Source organism: Streptomyces sp. NPDC002054 (assembly GCF_040296685.1).
Taxonomy (GTDB): domain Bacteria; phylum Actinomycetota; class Actinomycetes; order Streptomycetales; family Streptomycetaceae; genus Streptomyces.
On the sequence record NZ_JBEOXT010000016.1, the window covers coordinates 178,582 to 195,126 of the forward strand.

The window sequence follows — 16,545 nt, forward strand, 5'->3', positions numbered from 1 at the left end:
CCGGCCAGGTGGTGGCCGCGACCGACCGGTGAAGGAGCGGACATGTTCGTGCATCCCTGGGATGCCGCCCTGGACGACGCCGAATGGCAGGCCTGGATAGCGGAGGGCCACGATTTCGGGCAGCTGGTGGTGAACGGCCTGCCCGGCCGGCCACCCGCCGTGGTCCCCACCCACTTCAGCAGCGACGGCCCGCACCTGCTGGTCCACCTGGCCCGCCCCAACCCGGTGTGGGAGGCGATCGCACACGATCCGCAGGTGGTCCTGAGCGTCATCGGCGATTACGCCTTCATCCCGGGCCCCTGGCGCGCCCAGCCGGACACCCCGCCCCAGGACGGCGTACCCACCAGCTACTACGCGGCGGTCCAGTTCACCTGCCGGGCCGAGATCATCGACGACCCCGAGGCCAAGGCCGACCTGCTGCGCAGCCAGCTGGCCCACTTCCAGCCCGCGGGCGACCACGCGGCCGTCGAGCCCGGCCGGCCTCCGTACGGCCGGCTGCTGTCCGGCATCCGGGGCCTGCGCCTGCACGTCACCTCGGTCCAGGCGAAGTTCAAGTACGACGACCACAAGCCCGAGGCACACCGCACCTCGGTCACGGACCACCTGACCACCCGAGCCGACCGCCTCGACCTCCCCACGGCCCGCCAACAACAACGCCGCCTGAACCGCCTCGGCACTTGGCAGGCCACGCCCCGCAGGGAGCTGTGACCCGCCCGCGGTGTCAGCGGTCAGGCGGAGGAGCCGCCGTCGATCACCAGGTCCGTGCCGACCACTGAGGCCGCCGCGTCCGAGGCCAGGTAGAGGACCGCCGCCGCGACCTCCGGGCCCGAGGAGATCCGGCCCAGCGGGGACTCCTGCTTCATCCGTACGGCCCGCTCCGCCTCGCTCTCCCCGGGCCGCAGCGACATCGAGGAGTCCGACGCGCCGGGGCTGACCGCGTTAATGCGGATGCCGTCCGTGATGTGGTCCAGTGCGGCGGCGCGGGTGAGGGCGCTGACGGCCGCCTTGGACGCCGCGTATCCGGCCACGCCGGGGATCCGCAGGTGCGCGCCCAGGTTGGAGGAGACGTTGACGATGGCGCCGCCGCCGTTGGCCCGCATGTGGGCCACCTGGGCCTGGAGGGAGAGGAGCACCCCGGTGACGTTGATGTCGAGCAGGGACTGCCAGTCCTCCAGGGGCAGTTCCGCGACGGGCGCGCCGCCGCGGAACACCCCGGCGTTGTTGACGGCGATGTCGAGCCCGCCAAACCGCTCGACCGTCCCGCGGACGAGCTCCCGTACCTCCTCGGCGCGGGAGACGTCGGCGGCTATGGCGGCGGCCGTTCCGCCCGCCCGGCCGATCAGGGCCACGGTCTCGTCCAGCGGCGCGCGGCTGCGGCCCGCGACCACCACGTTCGCCCCTTCCGCGGCGAAGGCGCGGGCGATGGCCCGGCCGAGACCGGTGCCGCCGCCGGTGACGAGGGCGGTCTTGCCGGTGAAACGCGGGGCATTGGGGGTGGTGTGCAACACGAAGTCACTCCTTGGCTGGATGCGGTTTCGGATGGTTTCGGATTTCGGATGGAGGGCTAGGCGGGGCGGCGGGCGGCGCTGAGTGAGACCGCGGCCAGTGCGGCGAACGCCACCGAGGCCGCGCCCAGTGCGACGGCGTCGCTGCCGAGGGCGAGCAGCAGGGCGAAGAGCACCGTCGCGCCCGATTCCATGGCGGTGTTGAGCACCCCGCCGGCGAGCCCCGCCTGCCGGCTCGGAACCCCCGCGGTGGCCAGCACCGCCGCCCCCGCAAAGGAGAGCGCGACGCCGGCGGGCAGCAGCAGGAGCCCCGGCAGCAGGCCGTACGCGTACGGGACGCCCGGGTCGAAGCCGGTGGCGGCGAGCAGGGCGAGCCCGAGCGCCCCGCAGCCGAACCCGGCTCCGGTGACCCGCTCGGGGCCGTACCGGCCGATCAGCGGCGGTGCGGCGCGCCCGGCGCCGATCAGCGCGGTCGCGAACGGCACGAACGCCGCCGAGGTGAGCAGGACCGAGTACCCGCGCTGCTGCTGGAGCCCGAGGGACAGCAGGAAGAAGACGCTGGCGGTGCCCGCCGCGGAGAGGGCGATGGCGGCGAGCCCCAGCCGGCGCCGCCGGTCGGCGAGGAACCCCGGCGGCAGCAGCGGATCGGCCCGGCGCCGCTCGGCCGCCGGGAACGCGGCGAGCAGGGCCAAGCCCGCCGCCAGCGGTACGAGGACCGGGGCCGAACCCCAGGAGTGGGCCTCGGTGAGGACCAGCCCGAAGCCGGCCAGGGTGATCCCGGCCGTGGCCAGCACCGCACCCGGCAGGTCGAGGGAGCGCCCGGGACCCGGGGGAGTGGCCGGCAGCAGCCGGCGGACCAGGGCGAGGGCAGCCGCGGCGACCAGGACCGGTACCGCGAACGCCCAACGCCAGGACAGCAGGGCCGAGATGGCGCCGGACCCCAGATTGCCCGCGGTCGCACCGAGGACGGAGAGCCCGCCCCAGGTGGCCATGGCCCGGCCGTACGCGTCCGGTTCCGGGAACAGGGCGCGCAGCACCGCCATCCCGGCCGGGGCGACGGCTGCCGCCCCGGCCCCCTGGGCGAACCGGGCGGCGAGCAGCGCTTCGAACCCGGGGGCCAGCGCCGCGAGCGCCGAGGCGATGCCGAAGACGGTCAGCCCGGCGGCGAACACGGGCCGCCCGCCGTACCGGTCGGCGAGGCGCCCGCCGAACAGCAGGAGTCCCGCGAAGGAGAGGCCGTAGGCGGCGGTGAGCAGGATCAGCCCCGCCCGGGTGATGCCGAGTTCCGCGCCGATGCGGGGCAGGGGAACGGCGACCGAGGCGAGGGTGAAGATCAGTACGACCTGTACGGAGCCCAGCAGGGCGAACCCGTACCTGTACCCGTGCCCCGCCGTCCCCCCGGTGCGGCCGGCGGTCGCCGTCGCCGTCGCATGCTGCTGGGTCATGTCCCTCTCTTTCGAGACCGATCGTTCCAATATCGAGGCGTGCGGAAGGGCGCCCCGCCACCCGTGGTGCGGCGCCGGTCAGTCCAGCAGGGACAGTGCCTGTTCGGCCGCGTCCCGGACCCGCGCCGGGTCGGCGGAGGCCTTGCCGACCACCCGGATGCCCTGCATCAGCACCAGCAGCATCCGCGCCATGGCCTGCGGATCGCGGTCCTGGGGCAGTTCCCCCTGCGCCTGTGCGCGCACCAGGGCCGAGTGCAGCAGCGTCTCGACGTGTTCCCAGCTCAGCTCGACCCGCCGGGCGGCGGTGCTGTCGTGCGGGGCCAGTTCTGCGGCGGTGTTGGTGACCAGGCAGCCGGTCAGCCGGCTCTCGTCGGCCGCGGCCTCGGCGGCGAACCTCCGCACCACCGCCCGTACGGCGGGCAGTGCCGGTCCGGGCCGCGACAGCTCCTCCAGCAGCAGCGGGCGGCGCTCCTCTGCGTACCGGTCCAGGGCCTTCAGGAACAGTTCGTGCTTGTTGCCGAAGGTCGCGTAGAGGCTGGCCCGGCCGATCCCGAGGTGCTCGACGAGGTCCGACATCGAGGTCGCCTCGTACCCGCGCCGCCAGAACAGCTCGAGCGCTGCTCGCAGTGCCGCATCCGGATCGAATTCCTTGGTCCTGGCCATGCCCGGAACCCTAGATCAAATTGGAACGACCGGTCAAGTATCGGTGGTTGGGGGCGGGGTGTGGAGGTGAAGATCCGCACGCCCGACATGTGGTCTTCACCTGTAGGGCACATGACAATGTGAGCCTCGCTCTGCCACCTGACACCCCGCCAACTCCACTGGTGGGAGCGGTGCGTGTGGAGAGGACCCCCCCACGTGAAGAGATTCTCGCGCCCGGCTCCCTGGGCCGCCGGGCTCGCGGCCACGGCCGCGCTGCTGCTCCTCGTCCCGGCCGCCGCCTCGGCCTCCGCCCCGGCATCCGAAGCCGCCCCGGCCCCGTACGCCGCTGCCTCCGCCGGCATCGACACGTACTACGCCGCAGCCGAGGGCAAGACCGGTGCCGCGCTCAAGAGCGCACTGCACGGCATCATCAAGAACCAGTCGAAGGTCAACTACGACCAGGTGTGGGCCGCGCTGAAGGTCACCGACGAGGACCCTGCCAACCGCAACAACGTGATCCTCGTCTACTCGGGCCGTTCCCAGTCCAAGTCGACCAACGGCGGCGGTGCCAACGACTGGAACCGGGAACACGTCTGGGCCAAGAGCCACGGGAACTTCGGCACGGCCACCGGCCCCGGCACCGACCTGCACCACCTGCGCCCCGAGGACGTCACGGTCAACAGCACTCGCGGCAACAAGGACTTCGACAACGGCGGCGGCCCGGTGTCCGAGGCCCCGGGCAGCCTGACCGACGCCGACTCCTTCGAGCCGCGCAACGCGGTCAAGGGCGATGTGGCGCGCATGCTGCTGTACATGGCCGTCCGCTACGAGGGCGGCGACGGCTTCGCGAACCTCGAGATGAATGACAAGGTCAACAACGGTTCACTGCCCGCCCAGGGTCGGATCAGCGTGCTGAAGCAGTGGCACCAGCAGGACCCGCCGGACGCCTTCGAGCAGCGCCGCAACCAGGTCATCTACGACACCTACCAGCACAACCGCAACCCGTTCATCGACCACCCGGAGTGGGTCAACTCCATCTGGTAGCGGTAGCGGCTGCCCCGGCGAGGACGGTGGTGACCGAACCGAAGAGCAGCGCGGTGCGCAGCCCGGGGTGGTCCGTGTCCACCAGTGCGTCCTGGAGGGAGTCCACCCAGCGGGCCGCCGCGGGCCGGCCGGGCGCGGCCGGCCCGGTGTCGGTGCCATCGGCGTCGGCCCCGCCGGTGTCGGTGCCGCCGGTGTCGGTGCCGCCCGTGCCCGCCTCGCCGGGGTCCGCCGGGACGGTACCCGGCGGACCCTCGCCGCCGCCCGTGGCGCCCTCGTTCGTGCCGGTGCCCGCGCTGCGCACCACGGCGCAGCGCGGGCACTCCTCGTCGTGCGGCTCGGCCCAGTACGCGCCGTCGAGCACGGCGTAGCTCACATCGTTCACGCCCTGCCCAACTCGTCCCGGCGGCCGGGGCAACGGCCTGCCCGCCGGATGTGACCGGACCGGTATCAGCACGTGCCGCAGGTCCGGCCGCCGTCGCGGTGCCGGACTGTCAGTGGCGGCTGGCATGGTGACGGTATGGACGAGCAGATCATGCGCGGCCGTGTCTACGGCGCCGACCACGACGACCCCGACCCGGGACCGCGCCCCGGGCACGACTACGCCGAACTGGTCGGCGGCCCGCTCGACGGCCTGCTCCTGGACGTCACCGGCTGGACCGCCGACGAGCGTGCCGGGGGCGCCCTGCTGATGACGGAGATCGGCCGCTACGGCCCGGGCGGTCGCGCCCAGTACATACCCCGCCCCGGAAATCCGGCCCGCTTCGACTGGCACGGAGACAGCCCCTGACCGCGGGCTGGTTCCGGACAGAGATCCCTCAGTTTTCGTCACTTAAAGATGTTGCCTTGTTACTCTGGGTACGTTCGGCGTGCCCGGCCGCCAGTCACCCGGCCGGCCGGGCCGGCGCTCGGCGGACGGCCGCCCCCGAGCGCGCCGGCCGATCCCTGCGGCCCTGGAGTGAGATGTCCGCTGCCATCGTCGAAGCCCCGACCACCTTCGGGATCGTCTCCGGGCGGGTCGAGGACGGGATCACCCGCTTCCTCGGCATCCCGTATGCCGCCGCGCCCATCGGGCCGAACCGCTTTGCCGCGCCCGTCCCGCCCGAGCCGTGGGACGGGGTCCGCGCCGCCCACGCCTTCGGCCCGACCCCGCCCCAGCCCCCGCTCAAGGGCAAGCTCGGCGAGCTGTTCCCCAACCCGGTCATCGAGGGCGACGACTGGCTCAACCTGAACGTGTGGACCCCCGGCACGGAAGCCGGATTACGCAGGCCGGTGCTGGTGTGGATCCACGGCGGCGCCTTCACCACCGGCTCCTCGGCGGTGACCGCCTACAACGGTGCCACCTTCGCCCGCGACGGCGTGGTCTGTGTGACCGTCAACTACCGCCTCGGCGTGGACGGCTTCGGCTACATCCCGGACGCGCCGGTGCCGGCCAACCGTGGTCTGCTCGACCAGATCAGCGCCCTGGAATGGGTCCGCGACAACATCGCCGGTTTCGGCGGGGACCCGGACGACATCACCCTGGCCGGTGAGTCCGCGGGCGCGATGAGCGTCCTCGCCCTGCTCTCGCTGGACCGCCGGGGGCTGTTCCACAAGGCCATCGTCGAGAGCGGCAGCGGGCACATCGGTCAGACCGTCGAGGACGCCCGGCTGGTCACCGCTGCCGTCGCCGCCAAACTCGGCGTCGGGCTCACCGCCGAGGCCCTGGCCGGCGTGGACATCCCCGAACTCATCGAGAAGCAGGACGAGGTCAGCGACGAGGTCGCCGTCAGCGCGGACCCGAAGCGGTTCGGCGCCTCGACCGTCGCCGCCTGCGGCATGTCGTTCATGCCCGTCATCGACGGCGAGCTGATCGAGCGGCTGCCCATCGACGCGATCCGCGACGGCGCCGGCGGCAGCGTCCCGCTCATGATCGGCACCACCGCGGAGGAGTTCCGGCTCTTCGTGGTCCCGACCCCCTTGGTCTCCCTGCCCGACGCCGACTTCTTCCGCGCCCGGATCGCGGCCTACGGCGCCCCCGCCGACCTCTACGACCGCTACGCCGAGACCAATGTCGAGCCGTACGTCCGCAACATGCCCTCCGGGATCGCCTGTGCGGTCCTGACCGACCGGATGTTCCGCATCCCCGCCTGCCGCGTCGCCGAGGCCCGCTTCGACGCCCCCGCCGCCACCTACGTCTTCGAGTTCGGCTGGCGCACACCCACCGCGCCCAACCCCGCCCGCGTCAAGCTCGGCGCCTGCCACAGCCTGCCGCTCCCCTTCGCCTGGGACACCCTCGACAACCCCGACAGCCGGGCCTTCACCGGCCCCAATCCGCCCCAGGAACTGGCGACCGCCCTGCACTGGCGCTGGGCCGAATTCACCGAGACGGGCAGCGTGGCCCAGTGGCCGGCCTATGACGCCATCCAGCGCCCGGTGATGACCTTCCACCGCAACAACCGGCCGGGCGAGGAGATCGTCTCCGACCCGCGCGGCACCGAACGCGAGCTGTGGAAGGACCAGCTCACCCCGGTCGACACCGACTGACCCGGCCCTCGGCGCAGCAACGCGCAGGAGCCGGCCCCGGGGCCCCGGCCGGTCCCGGGGCCAACCGGGTGGTTCGCGCACCCCGCTCCCGCGATGCTCCGCACCCGACCGGCTCCGCAGGCCTTGCCTGGAGCAATGAAGTACTTCGTGACGGTCCAGGGAAGCCAAGCAGACTACGACGCCATGGCCGGCACCCCCTCGCCCGGCAGCCCGGTCTGGAGCCCGGACGAGCTCCAGGCCATGTTCACCTTCATGGCAGAGCTCAACGACGAACTGGCCGCCTCCGGTGAGTTCCTCGACGGGCAGGGCTTCCAGGAGCCGGCCCGGGCCCGTTTCGTCAGTGCCCTGCCCGGCAACGAGCCGGTCGTCACCGACCGGCCGTACGCGGTCTCCGACCCGCAGATCGCCGGCTACTGGCTCCTGGAGTGCGAGAGCCTGGACCGGGTCACCGAGATCGCCGCGCGCATCACCCAGTGCCCCGTCCCGGCCGGCTCCGCCGAACGCCCCGTGGTGATCCGACCCGTCGGGGAGGGCCCGGAGTAGCCGGATGGACGTCAGCACCTTCTACGCCCTGTTCTCGGCGACCTGCTTCACCCTGGTCGGCCTGTGGTGGAACGTGGTCCAGAGCCACCCGGAGTGGATGCGGCGGCGTGGGCTGCGCAGGGTGGTCGGCGGGATCTACCTGTCCTTCCTGCTGCCCGCGCTGATGGGGCTGTTCGCGCAGGTCGGCGGTACGGAGCAGCCACAGGTGTGGCGGGCGAGCTTCCTGCTGGTGGCCGTGATCGGCTGCCTGTCGACGCTGAGCCTGCTGAGCGCGGACGGCGACCGGGTCGACGGCTCGCTGCGCGCGCCGCAGGCCGGGGCGGCCCTGGTGTACGCCCTGGTCGCCGTGGTCGGCGCGGCGCCCGAGCTCGCGGGCGCCGTCGGTCTCCGCCCGATCCAGGCGGAGGCCCTGCTGCTGATCCTGCTGGTGGTGCTGGCGCATGCGCTGGTCTGGCGCTTCATGGCCGGGGAGGGCCGCGCCCCCAAATGACCGCCCACCGCCCGAGACAGAGAACCGGAGCCATGGCCGTGCCGCCCTGGGCCGGCCATCAGTCCTGACACCCGTCCCGTACACCTGACCGAGGGAGACAGCAGTGACCAGCCCGACCGACCGGAGCACGTTCCCCGTGGACCCCGCCGCCCCGCCCTGGGACGGCAACCCCTCCCTGCGGGTGCTGGTGCTCTCCGGATCCTCGCGCAGCGGCTCCGTCAACGTACGCCTCGCGACCCTCGTCGCCGAGATGGTGGTGCAGGCCGGCGCCATCGCGGACCTGGCGACTCTCGGTGAGTTCGCCATGCCCCCGTTCGACGGGGACGCCGAGGCCGAGCAGGGGCCGCCGCCCGGTGCCACGGCGCTGAGCGCACGCATCGACGCGGCGCAGGCACTGGTCATCGCCTCACCCGAGTACAACGCCTCGATGCCGGGCGTCGTGAAGAACGCGATCGACTGGGTGTCCCGGCTCCGTCCCCAGCCGTTCAAGGACAAGCAGGCCCTGCTGGTCTCGGCCTCGCCCTCGCTGGTGGGCGGCAACCGGGGCCTGTGGGCGCTCCGTGTCCCGCTGGAACACCTGGGGGCGCGCGTCTACCCCGACATGTTCAGCCTGGCGATGGCCCACCAGGCCTTCACTGACGAGGGCGCCCTGACCGATCCGGGCCTCGGTGAACGCCTGGGCTCGACCATCGAGTCCTTCCTGGCCCTGGTCGAGGCGGACATCCGCTACCTGTCCCTGCGTCACTGCTGGTACGAGTTCCTCGGCGACCGCACCGACGCCCCCGTCACCGCCCGCGCCCAGGAATGACGCAGGCAGGCGCAGGGCTTTGGTTTCGGCCATACCATTGGCTGAATCTCGACTCTGATGGCGAATTCGGGCCACGGTGTTCCCTGCGGGCCGGTCATGGGACAACATGTCCCCGCGCAATTCGTTTATGTCTTAACCGTATTGACGAGTGTTCAGTAACTCCACGAAACGCCCAGGTTACGGAGAAGGGAGAATACCGCCCGCCGGTACAAATCGGTCAGTGAACGGTTCGCTTCCGCAAGATCCGTTATGTAGGGTTCCTTTTATTACCGCCCAACGGGGGGCGGATCCCGGCCGGTTATTGGTCCGGACCGCAGCCCCCGCACGCGTCCGGGGGATCAACCATGCGGTTCCAGCTCCTGGGGCCTCTGAGTATTGCGCACGGCCCCGAAACCGTCGTTCTCACGCCATCGAAGCCGACCAGTCTCCTCGCCGCACTCCTGCTGCACCCCGGTGCGGTGGTGTCCACCGGTTACCTCCTGCGCGCCCTGTGGGACGAGGAGCCGCCCGCCACCGCGCGGGCCGCCCTGCAGACCTGCGTCCTGCGCCTGCGCCGGATCTTCGCCAAGTACGGGATATCCGCGACCACCATCGAAGCCGTGCCGGGCGGCTACCGCCTGCACGCCGATGCCGACAGCCTCGACCTCGTCGCCTTCCGCGGCCTCGCCACCGGCGCCTCGGCCGCGACCGGGCCCGGCGAGGAGCTGTACCGGCTGCGGGAGGCACTGTCCCTCTGGCACGGCCAGCCCCTCGCGAACGTGGCCTCCCGGCTGCTCCAGCGGGACGCCGTACCCACGCTCGAGCAGGAGCGCCTGCGCGTGCTGGAACGGGTCTGCGATCTCGAACTGGCCGCCGGGAACTGCCATCAGGTCCTGGTCGACCTCTACGACACCGCCCGCCGGCACCCGGTCCGCGAGCGGTTCACCGAGCAGCTCATCGAGGCCCTCTACCGCACCGGCCGGCAGGCCGAAGCCCTGGCCGAGTACCGGACCGTACGGGACCGGCTCCGCGACGAGCTCGGCATCGACCCCGGCTCCGGCCTGCGGCGGCTGGAACTGGCGATCCTGCGCGCCGAGGACCTGGGCGGCACCCGGATACCCGAACTGCCCGCAGCCCGAATACCCTCCGAGGCCGCCGCACTCCCCGAAGCCCCGGCACGGCCGGCCCTTCCCGCAGCTCCCGTGGATGTCACTGCCACTGCTGCTGAGGCTGCTCCCGCGCTCCCCGGTGCGCCCGCGGAGACCGTGCTGCCGCCCCCCGGCTTCGCCGGCCGGGCTGCCGACCGGGCCGCGATGGCCGCACAGCTGACCGCCCCCGACGGGCCCCGGCTGATCGTGGTGTCCGGCGCCCCCGGCATCGGCAAGTCGGCCCTCGCACTCCGTTGCGCGTACGACGCCCGCGAGGCCTTCCCCGGCGGCGTCTTCACCGCCCCCCTCGCCCGCCCGGACGGCACCCCGGTCACCCTCGAAGAGGCCCGCAAGCTGCTGCCCGAACCCGCCGGCGGACGCCGGCTGGTCCTCCTCGACGACGCCGCCGGCGCCTGGCAGGTCCTGCCCCTCCTGCCCGCCGTCACGGCCGGGGACGCAACGGTCGTGGTCACCAGCCGGCGCGGGCTGGCGGCCGTGGTCGCCACGCACGGCGGAGCCGTCCACCGCCTCGACCTCCTCACCCCCGAGGAGGCCTACGAGCTGCTGGCCGGCCTGGTCGGCGCCGACCGGATCGCTGCCGACCCCGCGGCGGCCCGCGAACTGGCCGCGGTGTGCGGCTACCTGCCGCTGGCCCTGCGGATCGCCGCCGGCCGGCTGCTGACCCGGCCCGGCCTGTCCGTGGCCCACTGCGCGGACTGGCTGGCCCAGGACCCGGCCGGCCGCCTCGCGCTCGCCGAGGATCCCCGGATGTCCGTGCCCGCCGTCTTCGGGCAGGCCGTCGACTCCCTCCCGCCGGAGCTCCGCGAGGCCTTCCTGCGGCTGGGCGGGCACCCGGCCGAAGCCTGCCTCGACCCGGCCGACACCGACGGCATCCTCGAACAGCTCGTCGAGGCGGGGCTGCTGGAAGACGGCCCGCCCGGCCCGTACCGGATGCATCCCCTGCTCCGCCTCTACGCGCGTCGGCGCACCCGCACCACCCGCCCCACCATGGCTCCTCCCGCCATCACCCGCTGACCCGGCCCCGCTCCCTCCCCGCGCCCTTCCGCTCTTTCTCCTCGTACCGCCTCCCCTCCCACCCAGACCGCACCCAGGGGTGTCCCCATGGCCCAGACGACGTACGAAACCCTTGCCGCGACCCGGCCCCGGATCCGCCGGGACGTGCTCTTCACCGAGACGCCGGACGGCGTCCTGTTCCACAACGCCGACGGCGGATTCCGTCTCACCGCCAAATCGGCATACCGTTTCGCCACGCTGATCGTCCCTCACCTGACCGGCGACCACACGGTGGCGGAGCTCTGTACGGGGCTGGGCGACGCCCAGCGCAGCATGGTCTGCGACCTCGTGAAGACCCTGTACGAACGGGACTTCGCCCGCCCCGTCCCCGCCCGCCCCGACGGTCTCGAACCCGTCCTGTCCGAGGACGTGGCCCGCCGCTACGCCCCGCAGATCGCCTACGCCGACCACTACGCCGACGAGGCCGAGGCCCGGTTCCGGCTCTTCCGCGACACCCGGGTCGCCGTCCTGGGCGACGACGAGACCGCCCGCTGGTGCGTGCTCAGCCTGGTCCGCAACGGCTGCGCCGCCATCGGGGTACTGCCCGGCCTGGACACCGCACAGGCCGAGGCCGAAGCCGCCGAAGCCACCGCCGACGGGTGCCCGGCCGTCATCAGCCGGCTGCCCGCCGCGCCGGGACAGCAGCCGGACCGGTCCGCACTCGACGGCTACCAGGCCGTCGTGGTCACCGGCGGCGCACAGTCGGCCCCCGCCCGGCTGCTGCCGCTGCTCCGCGCCGGCCTGCCCGAGGACCAACTGCTCCTGCCCGCCTGGACGTTCGGCTCGTACGCCGTCATCGGCCCGCAGACCCGGTCCGGTACGGCAGGCTGCTGGGCCTGCGCCGCACTGCGGCTGGGGGCCGGCGCGACCGAGGGCGGGGCCGCCGCCGCGGCCGAGCTGTGGAGCGCACTGGCACTCCCGGGCGCCGGCCGGACGGGCACCGCCGAACCGGGCGGCCCGCAGGCCGCGATGATCGGCAACCTGCTCGGCTACGAGCTCTTCCGGGCCACCTCCGGTGCTCTGCCCGCCGAGACGGCCGGGCAGCTCCTCGTCCAGGACCTGGACTCCCTGGACGTCACCGCGGAACCGCTGCTCCCGCACCCGGCCTGCCCCTTCTGCGCCGAGCACACGCCGGAAGACCCGGCCGCCGCCACCCCGGTGGACCTGTCGGCCGCCGGCACCTCGGGCCGGCCCGGCCTGCCGACCCTGGACACCGCCCGGGACGCCGACGCCCTCGTCGAGGAGCTGAACCGGCGCGCAGTCCTGGTCCGGCCGCACGCCGGGGTGTTCACCCGGTACGCGGACGAGCCGCTGACCCAGATACCGCTGAAGCTGAGCACGGTCGAGCTCGGCATCGGCCACACCGGCCGACGGTCCGTCGCCGCCTTCGACGTCCACCACGTCGCCGGCGCCCGGATGCGGGCCCTGGACGCCGCCGCGATCGTGTACGCCGAGCATGTGGCACCCGCCCGGGACCTGGTCACGCCCGGTCCCGGCCGGGCGGTGGCGCCTCCGCTCACCGTCGCCTCGGGAGCGGCCGGCCACGCACCGGTCGCCCATCAGCAGGGCGTCTCGCTGCTCACCAAGGAGCCGGTCCTGGTCCCGGCCGGAGCCGTGCGCCCGTTCGGCCCGCACAACACCGGCGGGCTGTTCGAGCGCACCCGGGCGGGCGCCGGAGCCGGGCCCGCCCCGGCCGATGCAGCCGCCGCCGGACTCCTCTCCGCCCTCGCCCACGACGCCCTGCTGCGCACCGTCCGCGGCAGCGCGGCCCGTATCGTGCCCACCGCGGGCGACACCGACCCCGAAATCGCCTTCCTGGTCCGGTCGGCGGAGCGCCTGGAGCTGCCGGTCGAGCTGCTCGACCTCGGCGAGGCGGCCCACAGCGGCATCCAGGTGCTGCTGGCCCGCTCCGGCGGGCGCTGGGCGATCGGCAGTGACCCGGACCGGCAGGCGGCTGCCGTGGCCGCACTGCGGGACCTGCTCGGTGCCGTCCAGTACGAGCGCGACGAGGCGGTTGCCGGTACCGCCGCCGACACCGGAGATCCGCTGCTGCGGGACCTGGACGCCCGTACGCTCACCATCTCGGGCGAGGCTCCCGGACTGCCGGACGCGCCGGTCGCGGACTGGCCGGAGGTGCTGGAGCGGCTGCGGGCGGCCGGGCGGGACGCCTATGTGGTGCCGACCGGCCCGGCGGACCTGGCCCGGGCCGGGATCCACACCGTACGGGTGCTGCTGACGGCGGTTCAGGAGCCGGGCCATGACGCCTGACCCGGCGCCCGCCGGCCTGGCCGCCGGCCAGACCGCCGACCTGGCCGCCGGCCTCGGGCCGGAAGCCGCCGAGCGGTTCGCCGGCCTGCTGGCCGCCGCCCTCCGGGCCCTGGACGGACCGCGGGTCAGACTGTCGGTGCTGGGCGTGCGGGACGCCTTCGGTACGCCCGGCTCCGCAGCCGACGCACAGGACGGGTCGGCCGTCCCCGTGCACCTGTACGGCCACCACGCGGTGATCGGCACCCCGAACGGCTGCGCACGCTGCCTGGAGCGGCGCTGGCAGGCCGTGCGCTCGGTGGCGCTGCGCGATGCGCTGGAGCTCGGCGGCGGCACCCGCCCCGCCGGCGCCTGGCCGTACGCGCACCCGTTCGCCGCCGGTCAGCTGGCGGCCGTCGTCACGGCCGCCGCGGGCGGCCCGCCGCCGGTCGGCCCGTTCCGCGAGGTACGGCTGCTGGACCTGAGCAGCGGCACCGTACGGCGCTACCCGCTGGTCCCCGACCCGGAGTGCCCGGTCTGCGCCACGCCCGGGGCGGACGCCCCGGCCGTACCGGACCTGACGGCCGCCCCCAAGTACCGGCCCGGAGTGTTCCGGACCCGGCCCCTGGAGTCGTACGGGATCGACGTGGCCGCCTTCGCCAACCCGTTGTGCGGCGCACTGGGACCCTCCCTGGTGCAGGACATCTCCTCCACCAGCACCTCCGCGACCATCGGCTGCTTCTCCATGCGCTCGGGCGAGTATCTGCGCGAGACGTTCTGGGGCGGCCACACCGACTCCTTCGACCGCAGCGCCCGCGTCGGCGTGCTGGAGGGGCTGGAACGGTACGCCGGCATGCGGGCCCGGTCCCGGACCACCAGCGTCTCCGGCACCCTCAAGAGCTTCGGCGCGGACGCCGTGGACCCGCGTGATGTCGGGCTCTACAGCGAACGCTTCCACCGCGACAACCCGCGGGTACGGCCCTTCGACCCGGACCGGGAGATCCCCTGGGTGTGGGGCTGGTCGCTGCGCGACCGCGTCCCCCGCCTGGTGCCGGAGATCCTGACGTACTATCACGCACCTGGTCTGGAGAACCGGTTCGTGCAGGAGAGCTCCAACGGCTGTGCCTCCGGCGGCAGTCTGGCCGAGGCCGTCTACTTCGGCCTGATGGAGGTCGTGGAGCGGGACGCCTTCCTGCTGACCTGGTACGGACGCCAGCCGCTGCCCGAGATCGACCCGGCGAGCAGCACCCGGCCGGCCACCCGGGCGATGGCCGACCGGCTGGCCATGTACGGCTACCGGGCCCGGTTCTTCGACACCCGGATCACCTTCCCCATCCCGGTGGTGACCGCCGTGGCCGAACGGTTCGACGGCGGCACCGGCCGGATGTGCTTCGGCGCCGGAGCCGGCCTCGACCCCGAATCCGCCCTCGACTCCGCGCTCTGCGAGATCGCCACCGACGCCGTGAACCTGCCGGGGCGCACGGAACGGGACGAGGCCCGGCTGCGCGCCATGGCGGCCGACTTCGACAAGGTGACCGCCCTGCACGACCACCCCCTCGTCTACGGGGTCCCGGAGATGGGCCGGCACGCCGACTTCCTGCTGCGGGCCCCACAGCCCCGGCTGCGCACGGTCGCCGAGCTGGCCTGGCCGGACACCGCGGCGCCGGGCGGACCCACCGTCTCCGAGGACGTACGCGAGGACCTCGACCGGTGCGTCGCGGCGGTGACGGCCGAGGGCTTCGACGTGGTGGTGGTCGACCAGACGATGCCGGAACAGCGGGCGCTGGGCCTGCACACGGTGAGCGTCCTCGTCCCCGGGCTGCTGCCCATCGACTTCGGCTGGTCCCGGCAACGGGCCCTCGGCATGCCCCGGCTGCGCACCGCCCTGCACACCGCCGGTCTGCGCGAACGCGACCTGGAGCCGGCCGAGTTCAACCCGGCGCCGCACCCCTTCCCCTGATTCCCCCCGTTGGAGGAACCCATGGGCTACGCCCATGACTACGCGCACGACATCATGCACCGCGGCCGGATACCCATGGAGCCCGTCGACTTCGTGCCCGACTGGGCGGACCGGCCCCGGAAGGCCAAGTACTACCCGGGCACCGAGCTGCTGACCCTGCCCACCGCACCCGACTCCGCACCCGACTCCGGATCCGGCGCGGGGGAGGGGTTCACCCTGCCGCTGCTCGGCGGGATGCTCCGGGACAGTTACGGGTTCACCGGCCGCCGGCTGGCCGTCCAGGCCAACACCGACCTGGGCGCCCTGCCGCACTACACCCAGGCCAACTGGTCCCGGGGCACGGCATCCGGCGGCGGCCTCTATCCGGTCGGCGTTTACTGGGCCGCCGGGGCCGGCGCGCCCGTCGTACCGGGCCTGTACCACTACACGCCCCATCAGCACGGGATGCGGCGGCTGCTGGCCGGGGACATCACCGGAGAGGTCCGCGCGGCCCTCGGCGAACGGGCGGGCGGCGGCGCCGACGCCGGTGCTCCGGGAGGAGTCCAGTACCTGATCCTCGGCGTCAAGTACTGGCAGAACGCCTTCAAGTACAACAGCTTCTCCTTCCACGCCGTCAGCATGGACGTCGGCGCGCTGATCCAGACCTGGCGGCTCTGGGCCGCGGAACAGGGCCTGCGGATTGCCCCGGTGATGTGGTTCGACGAGGAGCGGCTGGCTCGGCTGATCGGCGTGGCACCCGAGGACGAGGGCTTCTTCGCGGTCGTCCCGCTGGAGTGGGCGGGTTCGTCCGGTGCCGTCCCGGCTGCCGGCCCCGGCACCCGGGACGCCGAGGCGCCGGCCGAGCCGCCCGCCGTCCGGCACCGCGACAGCGAACGCTCGCGTACGGTCCTGGAGTTCGAGACCCTGCGCCGCATCCACACCGCCACCCTCGGGCGCGCCGCCGACCGTCCGGCCCCCGGCGCCCTCGGCCCGGCCGCGGCCCTCCCGGCCCGCCCCACCGGGCAGCCGCCGGTGGCGTCGACCTTCGGGACCGCCGTCTCGACCAGGCGGGCGAAGTAGGGGATGGCGCCGATGGAGAGCGGCACGATCATCGCGGTGGGGCCGATGTAGGTGGGGACGCCGGTGAAGACGCCGATCACG

14 protein-coding genes and 1 pseudogene are annotated in these 16,545 nt (G+C 73.6%); 11 read left to right on the plus strand and 4 right to left on the minus strand.

What is annotated here, in order from left to right:
- Positions 1-42: 42 nt before the first annotated feature.
- The gene (locus ABT123_RS17480) at positions 43-708 is read left to right on the plus strand and encodes an FMN-binding negative transcriptional regulator (RefSeq protein ID WP_351314777.1); all 666 of its coding nucleotides are present in this window, start codon (positions 43-45) and stop codon (positions 706-708) included.
- Between the two features lie 20 nt (positions 709-728).
- Here the strand turns inward: ABT123_RS17480 and ABT123_RS17485 are convergent, their stop codons facing one another.
- From ABT123_RS17485 to ABT123_RS17495, 3 genes are all read right to left on the minus strand, one after another.
- A complete protein-coding gene (locus ABT123_RS17485; protein WP_351314838.1) occupies positions 729-1,505 on the minus strand; it encodes an SDR family NAD(P)-dependent oxidoreductase in 777 nt (258 codons plus the stop codon).
- Between the two features lie 59 nt (positions 1,506-1,564).
- The gene (locus tag ABT123_RS17490) at positions 1,565-2,950 is read right to left on the minus strand and encodes an MFS transporter (RefSeq protein ID WP_351314780.1); all 1,386 of its coding nucleotides are present in this window, start codon (positions 2,948-2,950) and stop codon (positions 1,565-1,567) included.
- 78 nt (positions 2,951-3,028) lie between these two features.
- Entirely contained in the window at positions 3,029-3,613 is a 585-nt protein-coding gene (locus tag ABT123_RS17495) for a TetR/AcrR family transcriptional regulator (RefSeq protein WP_351314783.1), read from the minus strand.
- A gap of 195 nt (positions 3,614-3,808) precedes the next feature.
- Here ABT123_RS17495 and ABT123_RS17500 point away from each other — a divergent pair, with 195 nt between their 5' ends.
- Positions 3,809-4,636, plus strand: coding sequence for an endonuclease I family protein (locus ABT123_RS17500; protein WP_351314785.1), 828 nt, complete (start codon positions 3,809-3,811; stop codon positions 4,634-4,636).
- Here the strand turns inward: ABT123_RS17500 and ABT123_RS17505 are convergent.
- Positions 4,620-5,018 (minus strand): hypothetical protein, encoded by a 399-nt coding sequence (locus ABT123_RS17505; protein WP_351314788.1) that lies wholly within the window; start codon positions 5,016-5,018, stop codon positions 4,620-4,622. The genes ABT123_RS17500 and ABT123_RS17505 overlap by 17 nt on opposite strands.
- A gap of 135 nt (positions 5,019-5,153) precedes the next feature.
- On the opposite strand from ABT123_RS17505, the gene ABT123_RS17510 reads away from it, so the two are divergent.
- The 9 genes and pseudogenes from ABT123_RS17510 to ABT123_RS17550 form a co-directional block, all read left to right on the plus strand.
- Positions 5,154-5,423 carry a hypothetical protein gene (locus ABT123_RS17510; RefSeq protein WP_351314791.1) on the plus strand — a complete coding sequence of 90 codons (270 nt, stop codon included), beginning with the start codon at positions 5,154-5,156 and terminating at the stop codon, positions 5,421-5,423.
- Positions 5,424-5,596: 173 nt separating this feature from the next.
- Positions 5,597-7,159, plus strand: coding sequence for a carboxylesterase/lipase family protein (locus ABT123_RS17515; RefSeq protein ID WP_351314794.1), 1,563 nt, complete (start codon positions 5,597-5,599; stop codon positions 7,157-7,159).
- A 135-nt stretch (positions 7,160-7,294) separates the two neighbouring features.
- On the plus strand, positions 7,295-7,702 hold the full coding sequence (locus ABT123_RS17520; RefSeq protein WP_351314797.1) for a YciI family protein: 408 nt from the start codon (positions 7,295-7,297) through the stop codon (positions 7,700-7,702).
- Between the two features lie 4 nt (positions 7,703-7,706).
- Complete coding sequence (locus tag ABT123_RS17525) at positions 7,707-8,192, plus strand: hypothetical protein (protein WP_351314800.1); 486 nt, start codon at positions 7,707-7,709, stop codon at positions 8,190-8,192.
- 103 nt (positions 8,193-8,295) lie between these two features.
- Positions 8,296-9,000 (plus strand): NADPH-dependent FMN reductase, encoded by a 705-nt coding sequence (locus tag ABT123_RS17530; protein ID WP_351314803.1) that lies wholly within the window; start codon positions 8,296-8,298, stop codon positions 8,998-9,000.
- 344 nt (positions 9,001-9,344) lie between these two features.
- A complete protein-coding gene (locus ABT123_RS17535) occupies positions 9,345-11,162 on the plus strand; it encodes an AfsR/SARP family transcriptional regulator (RefSeq protein ID WP_351314806.1) in 1,818 nt (605 codons plus the stop codon).
- 87 nt (positions 11,163-11,249) lie between these two features.
- Entirely contained in the window at positions 11,250-13,469 is a 2,220-nt protein-coding gene (locus ABT123_RS17540; protein WP_351314809.1) for a TOMM precursor leader peptide-binding protein, read from the plus strand.
- Entirely contained in the window at positions 13,459-15,405 is a 1,947-nt protein-coding gene (locus ABT123_RS17545; RefSeq protein WP_351314812.1) for a TOMM precursor leader peptide-binding protein, read from the plus strand. Before ABT123_RS17540 ends, ABT123_RS17545 begins: the two co-directional genes overlap by 11 nt.
- 21 nt (positions 15,406-15,426) lie before the next feature.
- Positions 15,427-16,458: pseudogene (locus ABT123_RS17550) on the plus strand (SagB family peptide dehydrogenase); the annotation flags it as partial.
- Positions 16,459-16,545 lie beyond the last annotated feature (87 nt).